The organism is Mycobacterium sp. NGS50 (assembly GCF_059812545.1).
The window spans coordinates 83,592-99,055 of sequence record NZ_JCALCW010000014.1 but is presented as its reverse complement, the minus strand read 5'-3'; the positions used below and the strand labels follow the sequence as shown (position 1 = coordinate 99,055).

The 15,464-nt window shown below is 69.9% G+C and carries 11 protein-coding genes; 9 read left to right on the top strand and 2 right to left on the bottom strand.

Going from position 1 to position 15,464, the window contains the following annotated elements; genetic code table 11:
- The first annotated feature begins 195 nt into the window (after positions 1 to 195).
- The 3 genes from gjpA to AC5Y36_RS12235 all read left to right on the top strand — a co-directional run bounded on the left by gjpA (position 196) and on the right by AC5Y36_RS12235 (position 5,455).
- Positions 196 to 1,413: an outer membrane porin GjpA gene (gene gjpA, locus AC5Y36_RS12245; RefSeq protein ID WP_500041172.1), complete on the top strand. Its 1,218-nt coding sequence runs from the start codon at positions 196 to 198 to the stop codon at positions 1,411 to 1,413.
- Between the two features lie 61 nt (positions 1,414 to 1,474).
- A complete protein-coding gene (locus tag AC5Y36_RS12240) occupies positions 1,475 to 4,969 on the top strand; it encodes a PGRS repeat-containing protein (RefSeq protein WP_500041171.1) in 3,495 nt (1,164 codons plus the stop codon).
- A 66-nt stretch (positions 4,970 to 5,035) separates the two neighbouring features.
- Positions 5,036 to 5,455, top strand: a complete 420-nt coding sequence (locus AC5Y36_RS12235) for a hypothetical protein (protein WP_500041170.1) — start codon at positions 5,036 to 5,038, stop codon at positions 5,453 to 5,455.
- A gap of 42 nt (positions 5,456 to 5,497) precedes the next feature.
- Here AC5Y36_RS12235 and AC5Y36_RS12230 read toward each other — a convergent pair whose 3' ends face one another.
- Positions 5,498 to 6,934 (bottom strand): carotenoid oxygenase family protein, encoded by a 1,437-nt coding sequence (locus tag AC5Y36_RS12230; protein WP_500041169.1) that lies wholly within the window; start codon positions 6,932 to 6,934, stop codon positions 5,498 to 5,500.
- 195 nt (positions 6,935 to 7,129) lie between these two features.
- Here AC5Y36_RS12230 and AC5Y36_RS12225 point away from each other — a divergent pair, with 195 nt between their 5' ends.
- Entirely contained in the window at positions 7,130 to 7,402 is a 273-nt protein-coding gene (locus tag AC5Y36_RS12225) for a hypothetical protein (RefSeq protein WP_500041168.1), read from the top strand.
- 4 nt (positions 7,403 to 7,406) lie between these two features.
- Here the strand turns inward: AC5Y36_RS12225 and AC5Y36_RS12220 are convergent, their stop codons facing one another.
- Positions 7,407 to 8,240 carry a dienelactone hydrolase family protein gene (locus tag AC5Y36_RS12220; protein WP_500041167.1) on the bottom strand — a complete coding sequence of 278 codons (834 nt, stop codon included), beginning with the start codon at positions 8,238 to 8,240 and terminating at the stop codon, positions 7,407 to 7,409.
- A 55-nt stretch (positions 8,241 to 8,295) separates the two neighbouring features.
- Between AC5Y36_RS12220 and glmS the strand changes: the two genes are divergently transcribed.
- The 5 genes from glmS (at position 8,296) to AC5Y36_RS12195 (ending at position 15,455) form a co-directional block, all read left to right on the top strand.
- Positions 8,296 to 10,164: a glutamine--fructose-6-phosphate transaminase (isomerizing) gene (gene glmS, locus AC5Y36_RS12215; RefSeq protein ID WP_500041166.1), complete on the top strand. Its 1,869-nt coding sequence runs from the start codon at positions 8,296 to 8,298 to the stop codon at positions 10,162 to 10,164.
- Between the two features lie 119 nt (positions 10,165 to 10,283).
- Positions 10,284 to 11,699: an NAD(P)H-hydrate dehydratase gene (locus tag AC5Y36_RS12210; RefSeq protein ID WP_500041165.1), complete on the top strand. Its 1,416-nt coding sequence runs from the start codon at positions 10,284 to 10,286 to the stop codon at positions 11,697 to 11,699.
- A 20-nt stretch (positions 11,700 to 11,719) separates the two neighbouring features.
- Positions 11,720 to 13,102: a glutamate decarboxylase gene (gene gad / locus AC5Y36_RS12205; RefSeq protein WP_500041164.1), complete on the top strand. Its 1,383-nt coding sequence runs from the start codon at positions 11,720 to 11,722 to the stop codon at positions 13,100 to 13,102.
- A gap of 89 nt (positions 13,103 to 13,191) precedes the next feature.
- Positions 13,192 to 14,346 carry an alanine racemase gene (alr, locus tag AC5Y36_RS12200; protein WP_500041163.1) on the top strand — a complete coding sequence of 385 codons (1,155 nt, stop codon included), beginning with the start codon at positions 13,192 to 13,194 and terminating at the stop codon, positions 14,344 to 14,346.
- On the top strand, positions 14,343 to 15,455 hold the full coding sequence (locus AC5Y36_RS12195) for an alpha/beta fold hydrolase (RefSeq protein WP_500041162.1): 1,113 nt from the start codon (positions 14,343 to 14,345) through the stop codon (positions 15,453 to 15,455). The genes alr and AC5Y36_RS12195 overlap by 4 nt, the downstream gene beginning before the upstream one ends.
- Positions 15,456 to 15,464: the final 9 nt, after the last annotated feature.

Sequence of the window (15,464 nt, the reverse complement as noted above, 5' to 3'; positions counted from 1 at the left end):
AGGTCTCTCAGCTCGAACATAAGCGTTACATTCAATGTTCAACTGTAAAGTACCTGTGAGCTGGGGTTATGAGTCGTCGTTTACATAGCGGTAACGCTTGCGTCTAAGGTAAAACACAGTTAATGTTCGGGCTCACAGTTCAGGGTGAGCCACCGAAGTCCGCACCAACCACAGCACCAACCAAAGGAGATGGCCGTGCATCAAACCATCCGCCCCTACGCCACCGCAGGTGTCGCGATCGTGGGCGCCAGCCTGATCGCGGTCACTCCGGCAGTGACGCCGCTGCCCGCCTTCCCCGCTGTGCCCGACGTGGCGTTGACCGCCGACAGCAGTCCGTTGGGTGATCTGCTTGCGCCCTGGATCGACGCCTACAACCAAGCGGCCAACAACATCTCCAACATGCTCAACAGCTATTACGCGGCGCCCAACATCGGGTTCCAGCAGGGCGCGGATCGCCTGTCGGATTACCTGCAGAACATGATCAACGACCCGTCGACCATCCCGGCGATGACGACCGCCATCCAGACGGACTTCAAAAACGCCTGGTCGGCAATGACGCTGATGAATGCTGATGAGGACACCATCAACGACGTGGTGCGTCACACCATGGACAGCGCATACACGGTCGGCAACCTCAGCGGTGGGCACGAGATCCTCTTCAATCAGATTCCGGGCTTCCTGCCGGCGGATCAGGCCGACACGATCGGCCCGATCATCAACTTCCTGGGCTCGCCGATGAGCGCGATCATGCTGGCCTCGATCAGCCCGTTCATCGCCCCCGGGGTCGCGTTCGGCAACAGCCTGCAGGACGCGTTCGGCAACATGGAGAACGGTGACTGGTCGGCCGCATTCCAGGACTTCATGAACATGCCGGCGGCCATGTTCAACGCCTCTCTCAATGGCGCCACCCTCAACCTGGACAGCCTGCTGCCCGCGATCAACGGCTCCGGGCTCCTCCCGGCGCCGCTGGAGCTGACCCACCTGGACTTCGCCTTCGGCGGGTGGCTCAGCATGGGTGGGCACGTCACCTCCGGCCCGATGCACATCACGACCGACGGCACCGTAGATGGCACCGAGCTCGGCCTGGTGCCGGCTGTCGGCGGGTCGATCTTCAACAGCATCGGCCTCAACCTCAACACCGGTGTGGCGCTGTCGCCCACCATCGATGCACCCAGCGACGCGATCGGCCCGATCGGGGCCTGGCTGGGCCTCTCGCAGGTGATCGGTTCACAACTGGGTTGGGGTACGTGGGACGGGAAGACCCCGACGTTCTACATTCCGGCCGTCAACTCTGGGACCGACATCGAGATACCCACTATCCCCACCGACTTCTTCGACGACGGCGGCGCCAGCAGCACCGCAGCGGACAGCTGGGGCAGCCTTCTGGGAGACCTCTTCGGACTGGCCGGCTGATCCCACGCCCACCGACAACTTCCACTACTAGCCAAGCTTTTCATCAGGAGAGGTGTTCGCAATGAGTCGTCATCACAGCAGCAGCCAGCCCGGCAACCCCGGAGCGCGGCGGCGCAAGCGAGTGATCGGCGCCACCAGCGCGGTGGGCGCGTTCCTGGCCTTCGGGATGGCGCCGCTGGCAAGTGCGCCGCCGGCCCAGGCTGACGAGTTCAGTTGGTTGCTGGATCTGTTCGACCCCTCCACGTGGGCGGTCGCCGACCCCAGTGCCGATCTGGATGTCAGCCAATGGTTCGACCCGTCGGCATGGGATGCACTGCTGTCCGGTGCCGGTGACCACAGCACCGATGCGCTGCCGCTGAGCGCGGAGCCGCTGGCCGCCGGCGGGTTCGACATGACGAGCTTCATCGACCAATGGATCTACGCGCCCATGCACAGCGGGATGGAAGCCTGGATCAACAGCAGCTTCGGTCAGACGATCGACAACGCGATCAACGAGTGGTCCGGGCTCTACCTGATCGGCAACGGCGCCGACGGGACAGAGCTGAACCCCGACGGCGGCAACGGCGGCCTGTGGTTCGGCGACGGCGGCGACGGCTGGAGCAGCGATGTGGACGGCCAGGCCGGCGGTGACGGTGGCGATGCGCTCGGCTTCTTCGGTAACGGTGGCGACGGCGGAGCGGGTGGTCTCGGAGCCGACGGCGGCGCCGGCGGCGCCGGCGGCACCATGATGGGGCTCGGCGGCCTCGGTGGTGCCGGCGGTGCCAGCGACGGCGTCAACGTTGGTGCCGGTGGTGCCGGCGGTGACGGGGTGGGCTGGTTCTTCGGCAATGGGGGCGCCGGCGGCAACGGTGGCAACGGCCTCGCCGGTACCTGGGCCAACGGCGGCTCCGGCAACGGCAGCGCCGGGGGTAACGGCGGTGCGGGCGGCCGCGGCGGCTTCACCTACGGCAACGGGGGCGACGGCGGCCAGGCCGGTGCCGGCGGCAACGGCGCAGCCGGCACGGCAGATCACGTCAACGGCGGCAACGGCGCCGCTGGCGGCAGGGGCGGTGCGGCCGGAGCCAACTTCTGGGAGGGCGGCAGCGCCGGCACGGGCGCTAATGGTGGTGCGGCTGGCAACGGTGGTGACGCATTCAAGGACGACGACGGCAACTTCCTCGGTAATGGCGGCACCGGCGGTGCCGGTGGTGCCGGTGGTGGCGACGGTTCGCCCACCAGCAGCTCGTCGGGCGGAACCGCTGGCAGCGGTGCCGACGGTGGTTACGGCGGTGACGGCCTCAAGGGCGGTAACGGTGGTGTCGGTGGTGCCGGCGCCAACGCCGCGGACGGCACCGGTGGCACCGGAGGCGCCGGTGGCGCCGGTGGCGACGGTGTCACCAACGGCGGTAACGGTGGCGTCGGTGGTGCCGGTGGGTCCACCACGGGCTACAACGACGGCGCCGACGGCGGTGTCGGCGGTCGCGGCGGCGATGCCAGCGGCGCGGCGGGTGTCCAGGGTGTCGCCGGCAACGGCGGTAACGGCGGCACCGGTGGTGCCGGCGCCAGCGGACATGCCGGTAACGGTGGTGCCGGTGGCGCGGGCGGTAACGGCGCCACCGATGACGACACCATCCAGACCTTCGGCGGTAACGGCGGTAACGGCGGTACCGGCGGTACACCCGGCGCCGGTATCGGCGGCACCGGCGGTGACGGCGGTGCGGGCGGCAACGGCACCGTCGGCGCCGGCGGCGGACTACTTGCGGGCAACCATGCTCAAGGCGGTAACGGCGGCGGCGGTGGCGGCACCGGGCTGGCGGGCGCCGGAACTGCCGGTAACGGCGGTAACGGCGGCGACGGCGGCAGCGGCACCGGGTGGAGAGACGTGAACGGCACCGTCTTCACCAACAACCCGGGCACCGTCTACAGCGCAGGAGGCAACGGCGGAAACGGCGGTGCCGGACCCAGCTCGACGGCAGGAACCGGGGCCAGCGGCGGCAACGGCGGCGACGGCGGCGCCGGCGCCACCACCGGGGTCAGCGTCGGCGGCAACGGCGGCACCGGCGGCTCCAGCGCGCTCGGGGTCGGCGGTCACGGCGGCAACGGCGGCGACGGCACGGCCACCGGCGGCAATGGTGGCAACGGCGGTGGCGGCGGGTCCAAGGGTGACGGTGTCGGCGGCGCCGGCGGTGACGGCGGCGACAGCGCCGGCACCGCGATGCCCACCAACACCGCGGGAATCGCGGCCAGCCACGCCGGCAACGGTGGCAACGGCGGCCTCGGCGGCAACGGGAATGCCGGTGGTGCGGGCGGTAACGGCGGTAACGGCCACCTGGGAGTCAACGGCGGCAACGGCGGCAACGGCGGAGGCGGCGCCTCCGGCGGCGGCACCGGTGGTGCCGGCGGTAACGGCGGCAGCGCCGAGGCCGGTAACGGCGGCAATGGTGGTGCCGGCGGTAACGGTGGCGTCGGTGTCAGCGGCGGCACCGGCACTGCCGGGGCCACCGCCTCCGGCGACACCGCGGGCACGGCCGGCGGCAACGGCGGCAACGGTGAGACCGGCGGCACCGGTGGAGCCGGTGGTCATGGCGGCAGCTCCGCCACCGGCAACGGCGGCACCGGCGGCAACGCCGGCCGGGGCGGCAACGGTGGCTCCGGTGGTGTTGGCGGGGTTGGCGGGGTCGACAGCAACGGCAACGGCCTGGCCGGCGGCAACGGTGGCGTCGGCGGGGCAGGCGGAACGGCCGGGACGGCGGGCGCCGGCGGCACCAGCACCAGCGGCACCGCAGGCAACACCGGTGCGAGCGCCCTCGACGGCAACGGCGGCGCCGGTGGCCGCGGCGGCGCCGGCGGAGCCGGGGCTACCGGCACGGCCGGTACGGCCGGCAACGGCGCCACGCCCGCGGCCGGCGGCAACGGCACGGCCGGCGGCAACGGCGGAGTGGGCGGCCTGGGCGGTGACGGCGGCACGTCGGGCACCGGCAACGGCGGCGCGGCGGGTGCCGGCGGCAATGGTGGTGCTGGTGGTGGCGGTGGCGTCGGTGGCATCGGCGGCACCGACGCGGCTGGCAACGGCCTGGACGGCGGCAGCGGCGGGCTCGGCGGCAACGGCGGCACGGCCGGTGTCGGTGGCCACGGCGGCGCCAGCACCTCAGGCACCAACGGTGCGGCGGGTGCCGGTGGCACCGGTGGCGCCGGTGGCCGGGGTGGTGTTGGCGGTGCCGGAGGCGCGGCGGACGGTGCCGGCAACACCGGTGGCGACGGTGGTAGCGCCGGTGACAGCGGCAACGGTGGTACCGGCGGTGCAGGCACCGACGGCTCGGCCGGTGGCCGTGGCGGGGCCGGCGGGGCCGGCGTGGCTGGCGGTGCCGGTGGAGCCGGCACTAACGGTGCCGGTGGCGGCAACGGTGGCGACGGCGGCGACGGCGGCGACGGTGGTACCGGCGGCGCGAGCACCGGCACACCGGGCCAGGGTGGCGCTCTCGGAGCCGGCGGCGCGGGCGGCGCGGCCGGAACCGGCACACCCCCGGGCACCGGCGGCACGCCCGGTGACCCCGGAACCGCTGGCGCATCCGGCTAGACACCAACACAAGACGGCGACGGCCGTCGGGTCCACTCGGGCTCGGCGGCCGTCGCCGTATCCGAAGTGGGGATTGGCTGGGTTCGCCGGGGTGGGTGCCCCGGCCGGGAAGGTCCACACCACGCCGCCAGCGGCGGACTTGGTGGTCACGGCAGCCTGTCATGGGAGGCACTCGCGACCAGCGGCGAAGCCGCCGCGGATTGCTACCGGCAGGTCCTCGACGACGACATCGCAATGGTATTCGCGGGTCGCATGTCAATCTTTGACCGCGATGCCGTCATCGAATCCATGGGCGGCGAGCCATGGTCGTCATTCGACCTCAGTGACATCCACGTGCTGATGCCCGTCTCCGATGTCGGCATCGTCACGCATCGCTCGACATCCCAACGTCGAGATCAGCCCACCTACGTTGCCCTCATCACCAGCGTGTACACCTGGCGAGGCGACGCCCGGAGGCTGACGCTTCACCAGCAGACCGCCGTCTGACAGCGACGACACCCGGCCCGTGGCAGCACCCGCGCGGTGGGGTCAACAGCGCCCCACCCGCGGCGTGAAGCTGCCGTGGAAGGTCAGCGGGAGGTGGTGGCGCAGCCTGCCGGTGTAGACGGGGCCGGCCTCGACGTGTCGGGCGTCGAGCACTTCTAAACTCGCGACGTTGTTCACCCCGTCCTGGGTCGCCACCAGCAGCCAGCCGTCGTCCTCATCGGTAGCGCCGGGGCGAGAGGCGAACACGGCCTCATGCGGTTGGTGCCCGTACGGCAGCTGGTAGGTGGTGACGCCGCCGGTGCTGTTGTCGACCTTGGCGACCGCATTCGGATAAGCGCTGCCGTCGGCGTCCGCCGACAGGTAGGTGTAACGGTTGGGTTTGCTGGTCCGGGTGATGTTGAACGACGGGAACTCTCCGGGAAGATCGGTGAGCGGTTCGTGAATAACCTTGTCGGAAGCGGTGATCCGCAGTCGAAGTAGCGTCCCGCCGTAAAAGCTGACCTCACTGGCCTTGTCGGTGCTCAGCGAGGACAGCGCACCGTTGAGCTCCTCCCAGGATGCGCGGTAATGCACCAACTCCACCACGGTGTCCGAACCGTCCTCGTAGGTGTTGGCCAGGTGCAGGTGCAGCAGCGGATCGGTGTGCAGCACCCGAGGTTTTCCGCCGTCGCGCGGTACCAGCCCGATCATGGTGCCCCGGCTGGCGTCATAGGAGATGGCGTCGATGAAGTTGATCATCCCGAATCCGGCGCCCAGCAACTTCGAGGTCGGGAAAACCAGCGGTGGTATCACGAAAACCATGTGCTTGCTGGTCAACCCGACGTCGTGGTTGAACATCGCGACCGGAAGGTCCAGCTGTCCCAGCCGGTGCAGCTTGCCGGCCCGGTCGACGCGGTAGCAGATCAGTTTGGGAAACGGCACCATCGCCAAACCGAAGTTGAACATCTCTCGGGTGTCGGGATCGCACTTTGGGTGAGCGGAGAATGCGCCCAGCCACTTCAGTTCGCCGTCGAAGTTGTGCACCCCGACGGTGTCCAGGGTGTCGGGATCGATTTCGGTGGGTGGTCCACCTTCCCACAGCGCCAACAGTTTTCCGGCGTGCATCACGACGCCGGTATTGGCGACGTTGGCGGGGAACCGCAGCGCATTGGTGAGGATTCCGCCGGGCCGCATGGTGCCCAGCGCCCGGTACGGCGCACCGTGGGAGGTCAACGATTTGCGGTAGTGCTTGGTGCGTACGTAGCGGTTGCGGTAGTGGACACAGCCCTCGGACATGGCGAACATCGACAGCATCCCGTCGCCGTCGAACAGGTGACCCAACGGTTGGCCGCCGGCGTCGAGCTTGCCGGCGCCGTTGCGGTACAAGGTGCCCTGCAACCCGTCCGGCAGCGCGCCGGTGACGTCGTCGATGGTGTAGTCGTATTCGTCGTAGAGCGGGGTGTAGGCGGCGAAGTCGCCGGCCGTACTCGAGTTGGTCACATCGGCTCCTAGGACGGTGTGCGGGGCTTCGGGTTCCATGCTGGACCGAGGAATGGTGTCGATCAAGAAGCCTCGAGGTTGTCCCGCGGCCGACGGGCCCGGACCGCGGCCCGAAAATTGGTGTCCGTGGGTCCCGGTGGGCCCCGTTAGGTTGGATCCGGGCGATCGCCCGCAGCAGGCTCTGGCAGGAGGACCATGACGAATCTGGCATCGATGTATGTCTCCGCGCGGGGCGCTGGCCTGGGGTTTATCTTCGCGCGGATGGACTGGCGGATCTCGTTGGGCCTCGCGGTGATCTGCCTGATCATCTGGGGCATCAGCAAAGCCGTCGGATCCCAGCGGCAACAACCGCAGCAGCCTCCGCAACAGGCCCAACAGCCCTATCCGCCGCAGCAACCCGGCGCGGGTCAACCGCCCTGCCCGCCGCAGCAGGGGCAGCCGCCCTACCCACCGGCAGCCACCGGGTAGCGGCCTACTTCAACAGGGCGGCGATCTTTTCCTCCGGCGTAACCGGCAGGTCGTCGGGCGTCGATGTCCCCGGTAGTTCCTCGTCAGGGTCGGCGAACATCCGGTAGGTCTTGTCGCCGGTGAGCGTGGCCAGCAGGTATCCGGTCAGCAGCCCGCGCACCGCGCGCTGGGTGCGGCGATCCGACCCGGGCAACCCGAGCGCCTTGGCCAACCGACGTTTCTCCGCCAGACCCGCGGCATCGGCCTTGTTGATCGTGCGCAGCACCGCCGCGTCCCAGGCCCGAGACAACTCGAGTGCATTCGACCGCAGCGTGGTCTCGTCCCCGGGGGCACTGAACACCACACCGGGGATTCGCAACGTGGCGGCGGGCTCTTGCGCGGGGGGACTGGTGACCGACGGGAAGACGGCGGCGACAGCGGCCGGTTTCGCGGGCATTCCGGCGGCGGCGAACACCGCGGCCGAACCGCCGAACCCGTGGCCGACCACGCCGACCTTGGCCGGGTGCACGCTGATCTGGCCGGAACCCAGCCGGACCCCGGTGGCGATGTCGAGGGCGGTGCCCAAGTCGAAAGCCAGGTTCAGCACCGAGGGCGCCAGCCCGCGCTCGGTGTCCGGAGCGGCCGCCACGATGCCCCACGACGCCAGATGCTCCAGCAGCCGCGAATAGCGGTCGACACCGGTCAGCCAGTCGTGGCCGAACGCGATCGCCGGCAGACCCATGCCCGATTCCGGCGTGTACACCACCCCGGGTAGACCGGCAAAGGCCAGGTCACCGCGCAGAACGCGGTGGGGGCCGGGCCGGGTCAACGCGGCGAGAAGCTTCTTGGTGCTGGCCACCCGATGACCGTAGCTCACCGGGATGCGTTCGGCGGCTGCACTACCCTGGGAACTTATGTGCGGAATCGTCGGGTACGTCGGGCATCGGCCTGCGTGTGACGTGGTGATCGACGGGTTGCGTCGCATGGAGTACCGCGGCTACGACTCGGCGGGCCTGGCGGTGGTCGACGGGACCGGCGGGCTGACCGTGTGCCGCCGCGCCGGCCGCTTGGCCAATCTGGAGGCCGCGGTCGCCGAGATGGACCCGGCGACGCTGACCGGCACCACCGGCATCGGCCACACCCGCTGGGCCACCCACGGGCGCCCCACCGATCGCAACGCCCACCCGCATCGCGACGCGACCGGCAAGATCGCCGTCATCCACAACGGCATCATCGAGAACTTCACCGTGCTGCGCCGCGAGCTGGAGATCGCCGGGGTGGAGCTGGCCAGCGACACCGACACCGAAGTCGCCGTCCACCTGGTGTCGCAGGCCTACCGGGAGGGCGTGACCGCCGGCGACTTCACCGCCTCGGTGCTGGCCGTGCTGCGCCGGTTGGAGGGGCACTTCACCCTGGTGTTCGCCAACGCCGACGAGCCCGGCACCGTCATCGCCGCCCGCCGATCGACCCCGCTGGTCGTCGGCATCGGCCAGCAGGAGATGTTCGTCGGCTCCGATGTGGCGGCATTCATCGAGCACACCCGCGACGCCATCGAACTCGGCCAGGACCAGGCGGTGGTGATCACCGCCGACAGCTACCGGATCACCGACTTCGACGGCAACGACATGACCGCCGCGGCCCGGCACTTTCACATCGACTGGGACCTGAGTGCCGCCGAAAAGGGCGGCTACGAGTACTTCATGCTCAAGGAGATCGCCGAGCAACCCGACGCGGTCGCCGACACCCTGCTCGGCCACTTCGTCGACGGCCGCATCGTGCTGGACGAACAACGGCTCTCCGACCAGGAGCTGCGTGAGATCGACAAGGTGTTCGTGGTGGCCTGCGGCACGGCGTACCACTCGGGGATGCTGGCCAAATACGCCATCGAGCACTGGACGCGGCTGCCGGTGGAGGTCGAGCTGGCCAGCGAATTCCGCTACCGCGACCCGGTGCTGGACCGCAGCACCCTGGTGGTGGCGATCAGCCAGTCCGGGGAGACCGCCGACACCCTGGAGGCGGTGCGCCACGCCAAGGAGCAGAAGGCCAAGGTGCTGGCGATCTGCAACACCAACGGCAGCCAGATCCCGCGGGAATGCGATGCGGTGCTCTACACCCGGGCCGGACCCGAGATCGGGGTGGCGTCGACCAAGACGTTCCTGGCCCAGATCGCCGCCAACTATCTCGTCGGCCTGGCGCTGGCGCAGGCGCGCGGCACCAAATACCCCGACGAGGTCGAGTACGAGTACCGGCAGCTGGAGGCGATGCCCGAACTGGTGGCCCGGGTGCTGACCGGCATGGAACCCGTCGCCGAGGTGGCGCGCCGGTTCGCCCAGTCCCCGACGGTGCTGTTCCTGGGCCGCCACGTCGGCTACCCGGTGGCACTGGAAGGCGCGTTGAAGCTCAAGGAATTGGCCTACATGCACGCCGAGGGGTTCGCGGCCGGCGAGCTCAAGCACGGGCCGATCGCGTTGATCGAAGACGACCTGCCGGTCATCGTGGTGATGCCGTCCCCGAAGAACGCCGCCACCTTGCATTCCAAGCTGGTGTCCAACATCCGCGAGATCCAGACCCGCGGCGCGATCACCATCGTGATCGCCGAAGAGGGCGACGACACCGTGCGGCCCTTCGCCGATCACCTCATCGAAATCCCCGCGGTGTCAACGCTGTACCAGCCACTGCTGTCGACGGTTCCGCTGCAGGTGTTCGCCGCGTCGGTGGCCCAGGCCCGCGGCTATGACGTAGACAAACCACGCAACCTGGCCAAGTCGGTCACCGTCGAGTAGGACTTCTTCGCCGAGATTGCATACAGGTACCACTTTTTCGGGTCGAGCTATACCTCGTTGCAATCTCGCGCATCGGATTCGCTGCGCGGGTTTCGCCCCGGCATGCAAAGCTGGCTGTAATGCGCCACTACTACACCGTTGAGCAGATCCGCGACGCCGAGGCGCCGCTGCTGGCCAGCATGCCGGACGGGGCGCTGATGCGCCGAGCGGCCTACGGGCTGGCCAACGCCGTCATCCGGGAGTTGCGGGCCCGCACCGGCGGGGTCACCGGCAGGCGGATCTGTGCGGTCGTCGGCTCCGGCGACAACGGCGGCGACGCACTGTGGGCGGCCACCTTCCTGCGGCGCCGCGGGGCGGCCGCTGACGCGATCCTGCTCAAGCTGGAACGGGCACATCGCGCCGGTCTGGCGGCGTTCACCAAGGCCGGCGGCAGGATCGTCGACACTGTTTCGTCCGCAACGGATTTGGTGATCGACGGCGTCGTCGGCATCTCCGGAAAAGGTGCGCTGCGGCCCGACGCGGCCGCGGTATTCGCCGCGGCCGCCGGCATCCCGGTCATCGCCGTCGACATCCCCAGCGGCCTGGACCCGCACACCGGCGCCGCCGACGGCCCCGCCGTGCAGGCCGCGCTGACGGTGACCTTCGGCGGGCTCAAGCCGGTGCACGCCCTGGCCGACTGCGGGCGCGTCGAACTCATCGACATCGGGTTGGAGCTGCCCCACACCGACCTGCTCGGGTTCACCGCCGCCGACGCGACGGCGCGCTGGCCGGTGCCCGGGCGCTTCGACGACAAGTACACCCAGGGCGTCACCGGCATCCTGGCCGGATCGGCAACCTACCCCGGCGCGGCCATCCTGTGCGCCGGGGCCGCGGTCGCCGCCACCTCCGGCATGGTCCGCTACGCCGGGACGGCCGCTGCCGAGGTGCTCGCGCACTGGCCCGAAGTCGTCGCCGCGCCCAGCGCCGCGGCCGCCGGACGGGTGCAGGCCTGGGTCGTCGGACCGGGGCTGGGCACCGACCAAACCGGCGCCGCCGCCCTGTGGTTCGCGCTGAACACCGACCTGCCGGTGATCGTCGACGCCGACGCGCTGACCATCCTGGCCGCCCACCCCGACCTGCTCACCGATCGCACGGCACCGACCGTGCTCACCCCGCACGCCGGGGAGTTCGCCCGGCTGGCCGGCCACCCGCCGGGCCCCGACCGGGTCGGCGCCGCCCGGGCGCTCGCCGACAAGATGAACGCGACGGTGCTGCTGAAAGGCCACGTCACCGTCGTCGCCGACCCCGCGGGACCGGTCTACCTCAACCCGGCCGGTGAATCCTGGGCGGCCACCGCCGGCTCCGGGGACGTGCTGTCCGGGATGATCGGGGCGCTGCTGGCGTCCGGGCTGCCCGCCGCCGAAGCCGCCGCCGCTGCCGCATACGTGCACACCCGGGCCGCCGCAGCCGCCGCCGCGGATCCCGGGCCCGGTGATGCCCCCACGTCGGCGTCGCGCATCCTGCACCACATCCGCACCGCCCTGGCCAGCCTGTAACACCGGAGAAAGGACCCGCCGTGCCGTCCCACCCGTCTGTGCCCGCGCATTCCATCGCCCCGGCCTACACCGGCCGGATGTTCACCGCGCCGGTGCCGGCGCTGCGCCTGCCCGACGAGACGATGGACCCCGAGGCCGCCTACCGCTTCATCCACGACGAGTTGATGCTCGACGGCAGTTCCCGGCTGAACCTGGCCACCTTCGTCACCACCTGGATGGACCCCGAAGCCGGCAAGCTGATGGCCGAGTCGTTCGACAAGAACATGATCGACAAGGACGAATACCCGGCGACCGCGGCCATCGAGCAGCGCTGCGTGTGCATGGTCGCCGACCTGTTCCACGCCGAGGGCCTGCGCGACGACGACCCGTCCAGTGCCGTCGGCGTCTCCACCGTCGGCTCCTCCGAAGCGGTCATGCTGGGCGGGCTGGCGCTGAAATGGCGGTGGCGGCAACGGGTCGGCAAATCCTGGCGCACCCGCACCCCCAACCTGGTGATGGGTTCCAACGTGCAGGTGGTGTGGGAGAAGTTCTGCCGATACTTCGACGTCGAACCCCGCTACCTGCCGATGGAGGAGGGCCGCTACGTCATCACCCCCGAACAGGTGATCAACGCCGTCGACGAGGACACCATCGGCGTGGTGGCGATCCTGGGCACCACCTACACCGGCGAGTTGGAGCCGGTCGCAGAGATCTGCGCGGCCCTGGACAAACTCGCGGCGACCGGCGGGGTAGACGTGCCGGTGCACGTCGACGCGGCCAGCGGCGGTTTCGTGGTGCCGTTCTTGCACCCCGATCTGAAGTGGGACTTCCGGCTGCCGCGGGTGGTGTCGATCAACGTCAGCGGCCACAAGTACGGTCTGACCTACCCGGGTATCGGGTTCGTGGTGTGGCGCAGCCCCGAGCACCTGCCCGAAGACCTGGTCTTCCGGGTCAACTATCTGGGCGGGGACATGCCGACGTTCACGCTGAACTTCTCCCGGTCCGGCAACCAGGTCGTCGGCCAGTACTACAACTTCCTGCGGCTGGGGCGCGACGGCTACACCCAGGTCATGCGGTCGCTGTCGGACACCGCCCAGTGGCTGGGCCGCCGGCTGGCCGCCAGCGAACACTTCGAGTTGATCACCGACGGATCGGCCATCCCGGTGCTGGCCGCCCGGCTGGCCGGGGACCGGGGCTACTCCGAGTTCGACGTGTCACACGAGCTGCGGACCTACGGCTGGCAGGTGCCCGCCTACACCATGCCCGACAATGCGACGAACGTCTCGGTGCTGCGCATTGTGGTCCGCGAGGGGTTGTCGGCGGATCTCGCCCGGGCCCTCTACGACGACACCGCCAAGACGGTGGCGAGCCTGGACAAGCTCAAGCCCGGCGGCCATTTCGCCGAACAGCACTTCGCGCACTGAGACGTCCCGAATGTCGGATTGTGTTACCTAAGTCTCGCTGACAGCGTGCATCAAGCCGACATTCGCGGCGTTCTGGGACAATGGCGGAGATGACTGCGACATCCCAGACCGCCGGCCTGCTCGCCGAGGCGGTGGTGGACCTTGGGGCCATCGCGCACAATGTCCGGGTGCTGCGCGAGCACGCCGGATCCGCGCAGGTCATGGCCGTTGTCAAGGCCGACGGATACGGGCATGGCGCGGTGCGGGTGGCGCAGACCGTGCTGGCGGCCGGGGCCGCTGAACTCGGGGTCGCCACCGTCGGTGAAGCCCTGCAGCTGCGGGCGGCCGGCATCACCGCCCCGGTGTTGGCGTGGCTGCACCGCCCCGGCACCGACTTCGCACCGGCGCTGCAGGCCGATGTCCAGATCGCGGTGTCCTCGCTGCGCCAGGTCGACGAGGTGCTCGACGCGGTGCACCGCACCGGCCAGACCGCCACGGTGACCATCAAAGCCGACACCGGGCTCAACCGGAACGGGGTGGGCGCGGCCGGTTACCCGGCACTGCTGGCCGCGGTCGGTCGTGCCGTCGCCGACGACGCCATCCGGTTGCGCGGGCTGATGTCGCACCTGGTGCACGCCGATCAGCCCGATCATCCGATCAACGCCGTGCAGGCCGGGCGCTTCGCCGACATGCTGACGCTGGCTCGGGAGCAGGGACTGCGGTTCGAGGTGGCGCACCTGTCGAACTCCTCGGCCACGATGGCCCGCCCGGACCTGGCGTTCGACATGGTGCGGCCCGGCATCGCGGTCTACGGGCTCAGCCCGATACCCGAGCGCGGCGACCTGGGCCTGACACCGGCGATGACATTGAAATGCACTGTCGCGCTGGTCCGGTCGATTCAGGCGGGGGAGGGGGTGTCCTACGGGCACACCTGGACCGCCGACCGGGACACCACGGTGGCGCTGCTGCCGATCGGTTACGCCGACGGCGTGTTCCGCCCGCTCAGTGGACGTTTCGAGGTGCTGATCAACGGCCGGCGCCGTCCCAACGTCGGGCGGGTGTGTATGGACCAATTCGTCGTCGACCTGGGTCCCGGGCCCGTCGACGTCAGCGAAGGAGATCAGGCGATCCTGTTCGGGCCCGGCCACCAGGGCGAACCGACCGCCCAGGACTGGGCCGACACGCTGGGCACCATCCACTACGAGGTGGTGACCAGCCCACGCGGCCGGGTCAGCAGAACCTACCGTGAGGCCCAAACCCGGTGAGCGACACCCTGCAAGCCCGCAGTAAACGGCGGCGCACCCGGTGGCTGGCCGGCGCCGCCGGAGTGGCAGCGGTCGGCAGCATCGCCGGCGCATCGGTCGCTCAATCGGTCACCCGGCGCACCACCAGTGAGGACCCCTACGCGGACGAGGATTTCTACCTGTTCGACGGTGACCGCAGCACCGAGGTCACCACCGACGACGGGATGGTGTTGACGGTCCGCGACGCGGGTCCGGCTGACGCACGGTTGACGGTGGTATTCGCCCACGGATTCTGTCTGGACATGGGCTCCTTTCACTTTCAGCGAGCCCGGCTGCAGCAGGAATGGGGCCCGCAGGTGCGGATGGTGTTCTACGACCAGCGCGGACACGGCTGGTCGCAGGAAGCGGATCCGGACACCTACACGGTTCCGCAACTCGGCCGCGACCTGGAGGCGGTGCTGCAGGCGATGGTGCCCCGCGGCCCGATCGTGCTGGTCGGGCATTCCATGGGCGGGATGACGGTGCTGTCGCATGCCCGACAGTTTCCCCAGCATTACGGCAGCCGGATCGTCGGCGCCGCGGTAATCGCCTCCGCGGCAAAAGGTGTGGCGCGATCACCGCTGGGCGAGGTGCTGAAGAACCCGGCGCTGGAAGCCGTCCAGTTCTCCGTGCGATATGCGCCGAAACTGGTGCACCGCGGCCGTGGCGCCGCCCGCGCGGTGATCGGGCCGATCCTGCGGGCCGCGTCGTACGGCAACGAGAAGATCAGCCCCAGCGTGGTGGCGTTCTCCGAGCGGATGATGCACGACACCCCGATCGCCACCCTGGTGGGCTTCCTGCACGCGTTGGAGGTGCACGACGAGGGCGCGGCGATACCGGTGCTGTCGGCGATCCCGACGTTGATCGCCTGCGGTGATCACGACCTGCTGACCCCGGACGGATATTCGCGGGCGCTGGCGGCCGCGCTGTGGGACGCGGAGTTGGTGGTGGTTCCCGGCGCCGGACACCTGGTGCAGTTGGAGGAGCCCGAGGTCATCAACGACGGGTTGGTGCGCCTCGTCGAGCGGGCCACCCCCAAACGGCTGGCCAGGGTGACCCGGCGGCTGCGGGAGCGGACCCGCCGTGTGTGAGCCGCACTC

Excerpts from the sequence above, each read along its gene's own strand:
- AC5Y36_RS12210 (WP_500041165.1), top strand. The coding sequence starts at position 10,284 with ATGCGCCACTACTACACCGTTGAGCAGATCCGCGACGCCGAGGCGCCG.
- alr (WP_500041163.1), top strand. The coding sequence starts at position 13,192 with ATGACTGCGACATCCCAGACCGCCGGCCTGCTCGCCGAGGCGGTGGTG.
- glmS (WP_500041166.1), top strand. The coding sequence starts at position 8,296 with ATGTGCGGAATCGTCGGGTACGTCGGGCATCGGCCTGCGTGTGACGTG.
- AC5Y36_RS12225 (WP_500041168.1), top strand. The coding sequence starts at position 7,130 with ATGACGAATCTGGCATCGATGTATGTCTCCGCGCGGGGCGCTGGCCTG.
- AC5Y36_RS12240 (WP_500041171.1), top strand. The coding sequence starts at position 1,475 with ATGAGTCGTCATCACAGCAGCAGCCAGCCCGGCAACCCCGGAGCGCGG.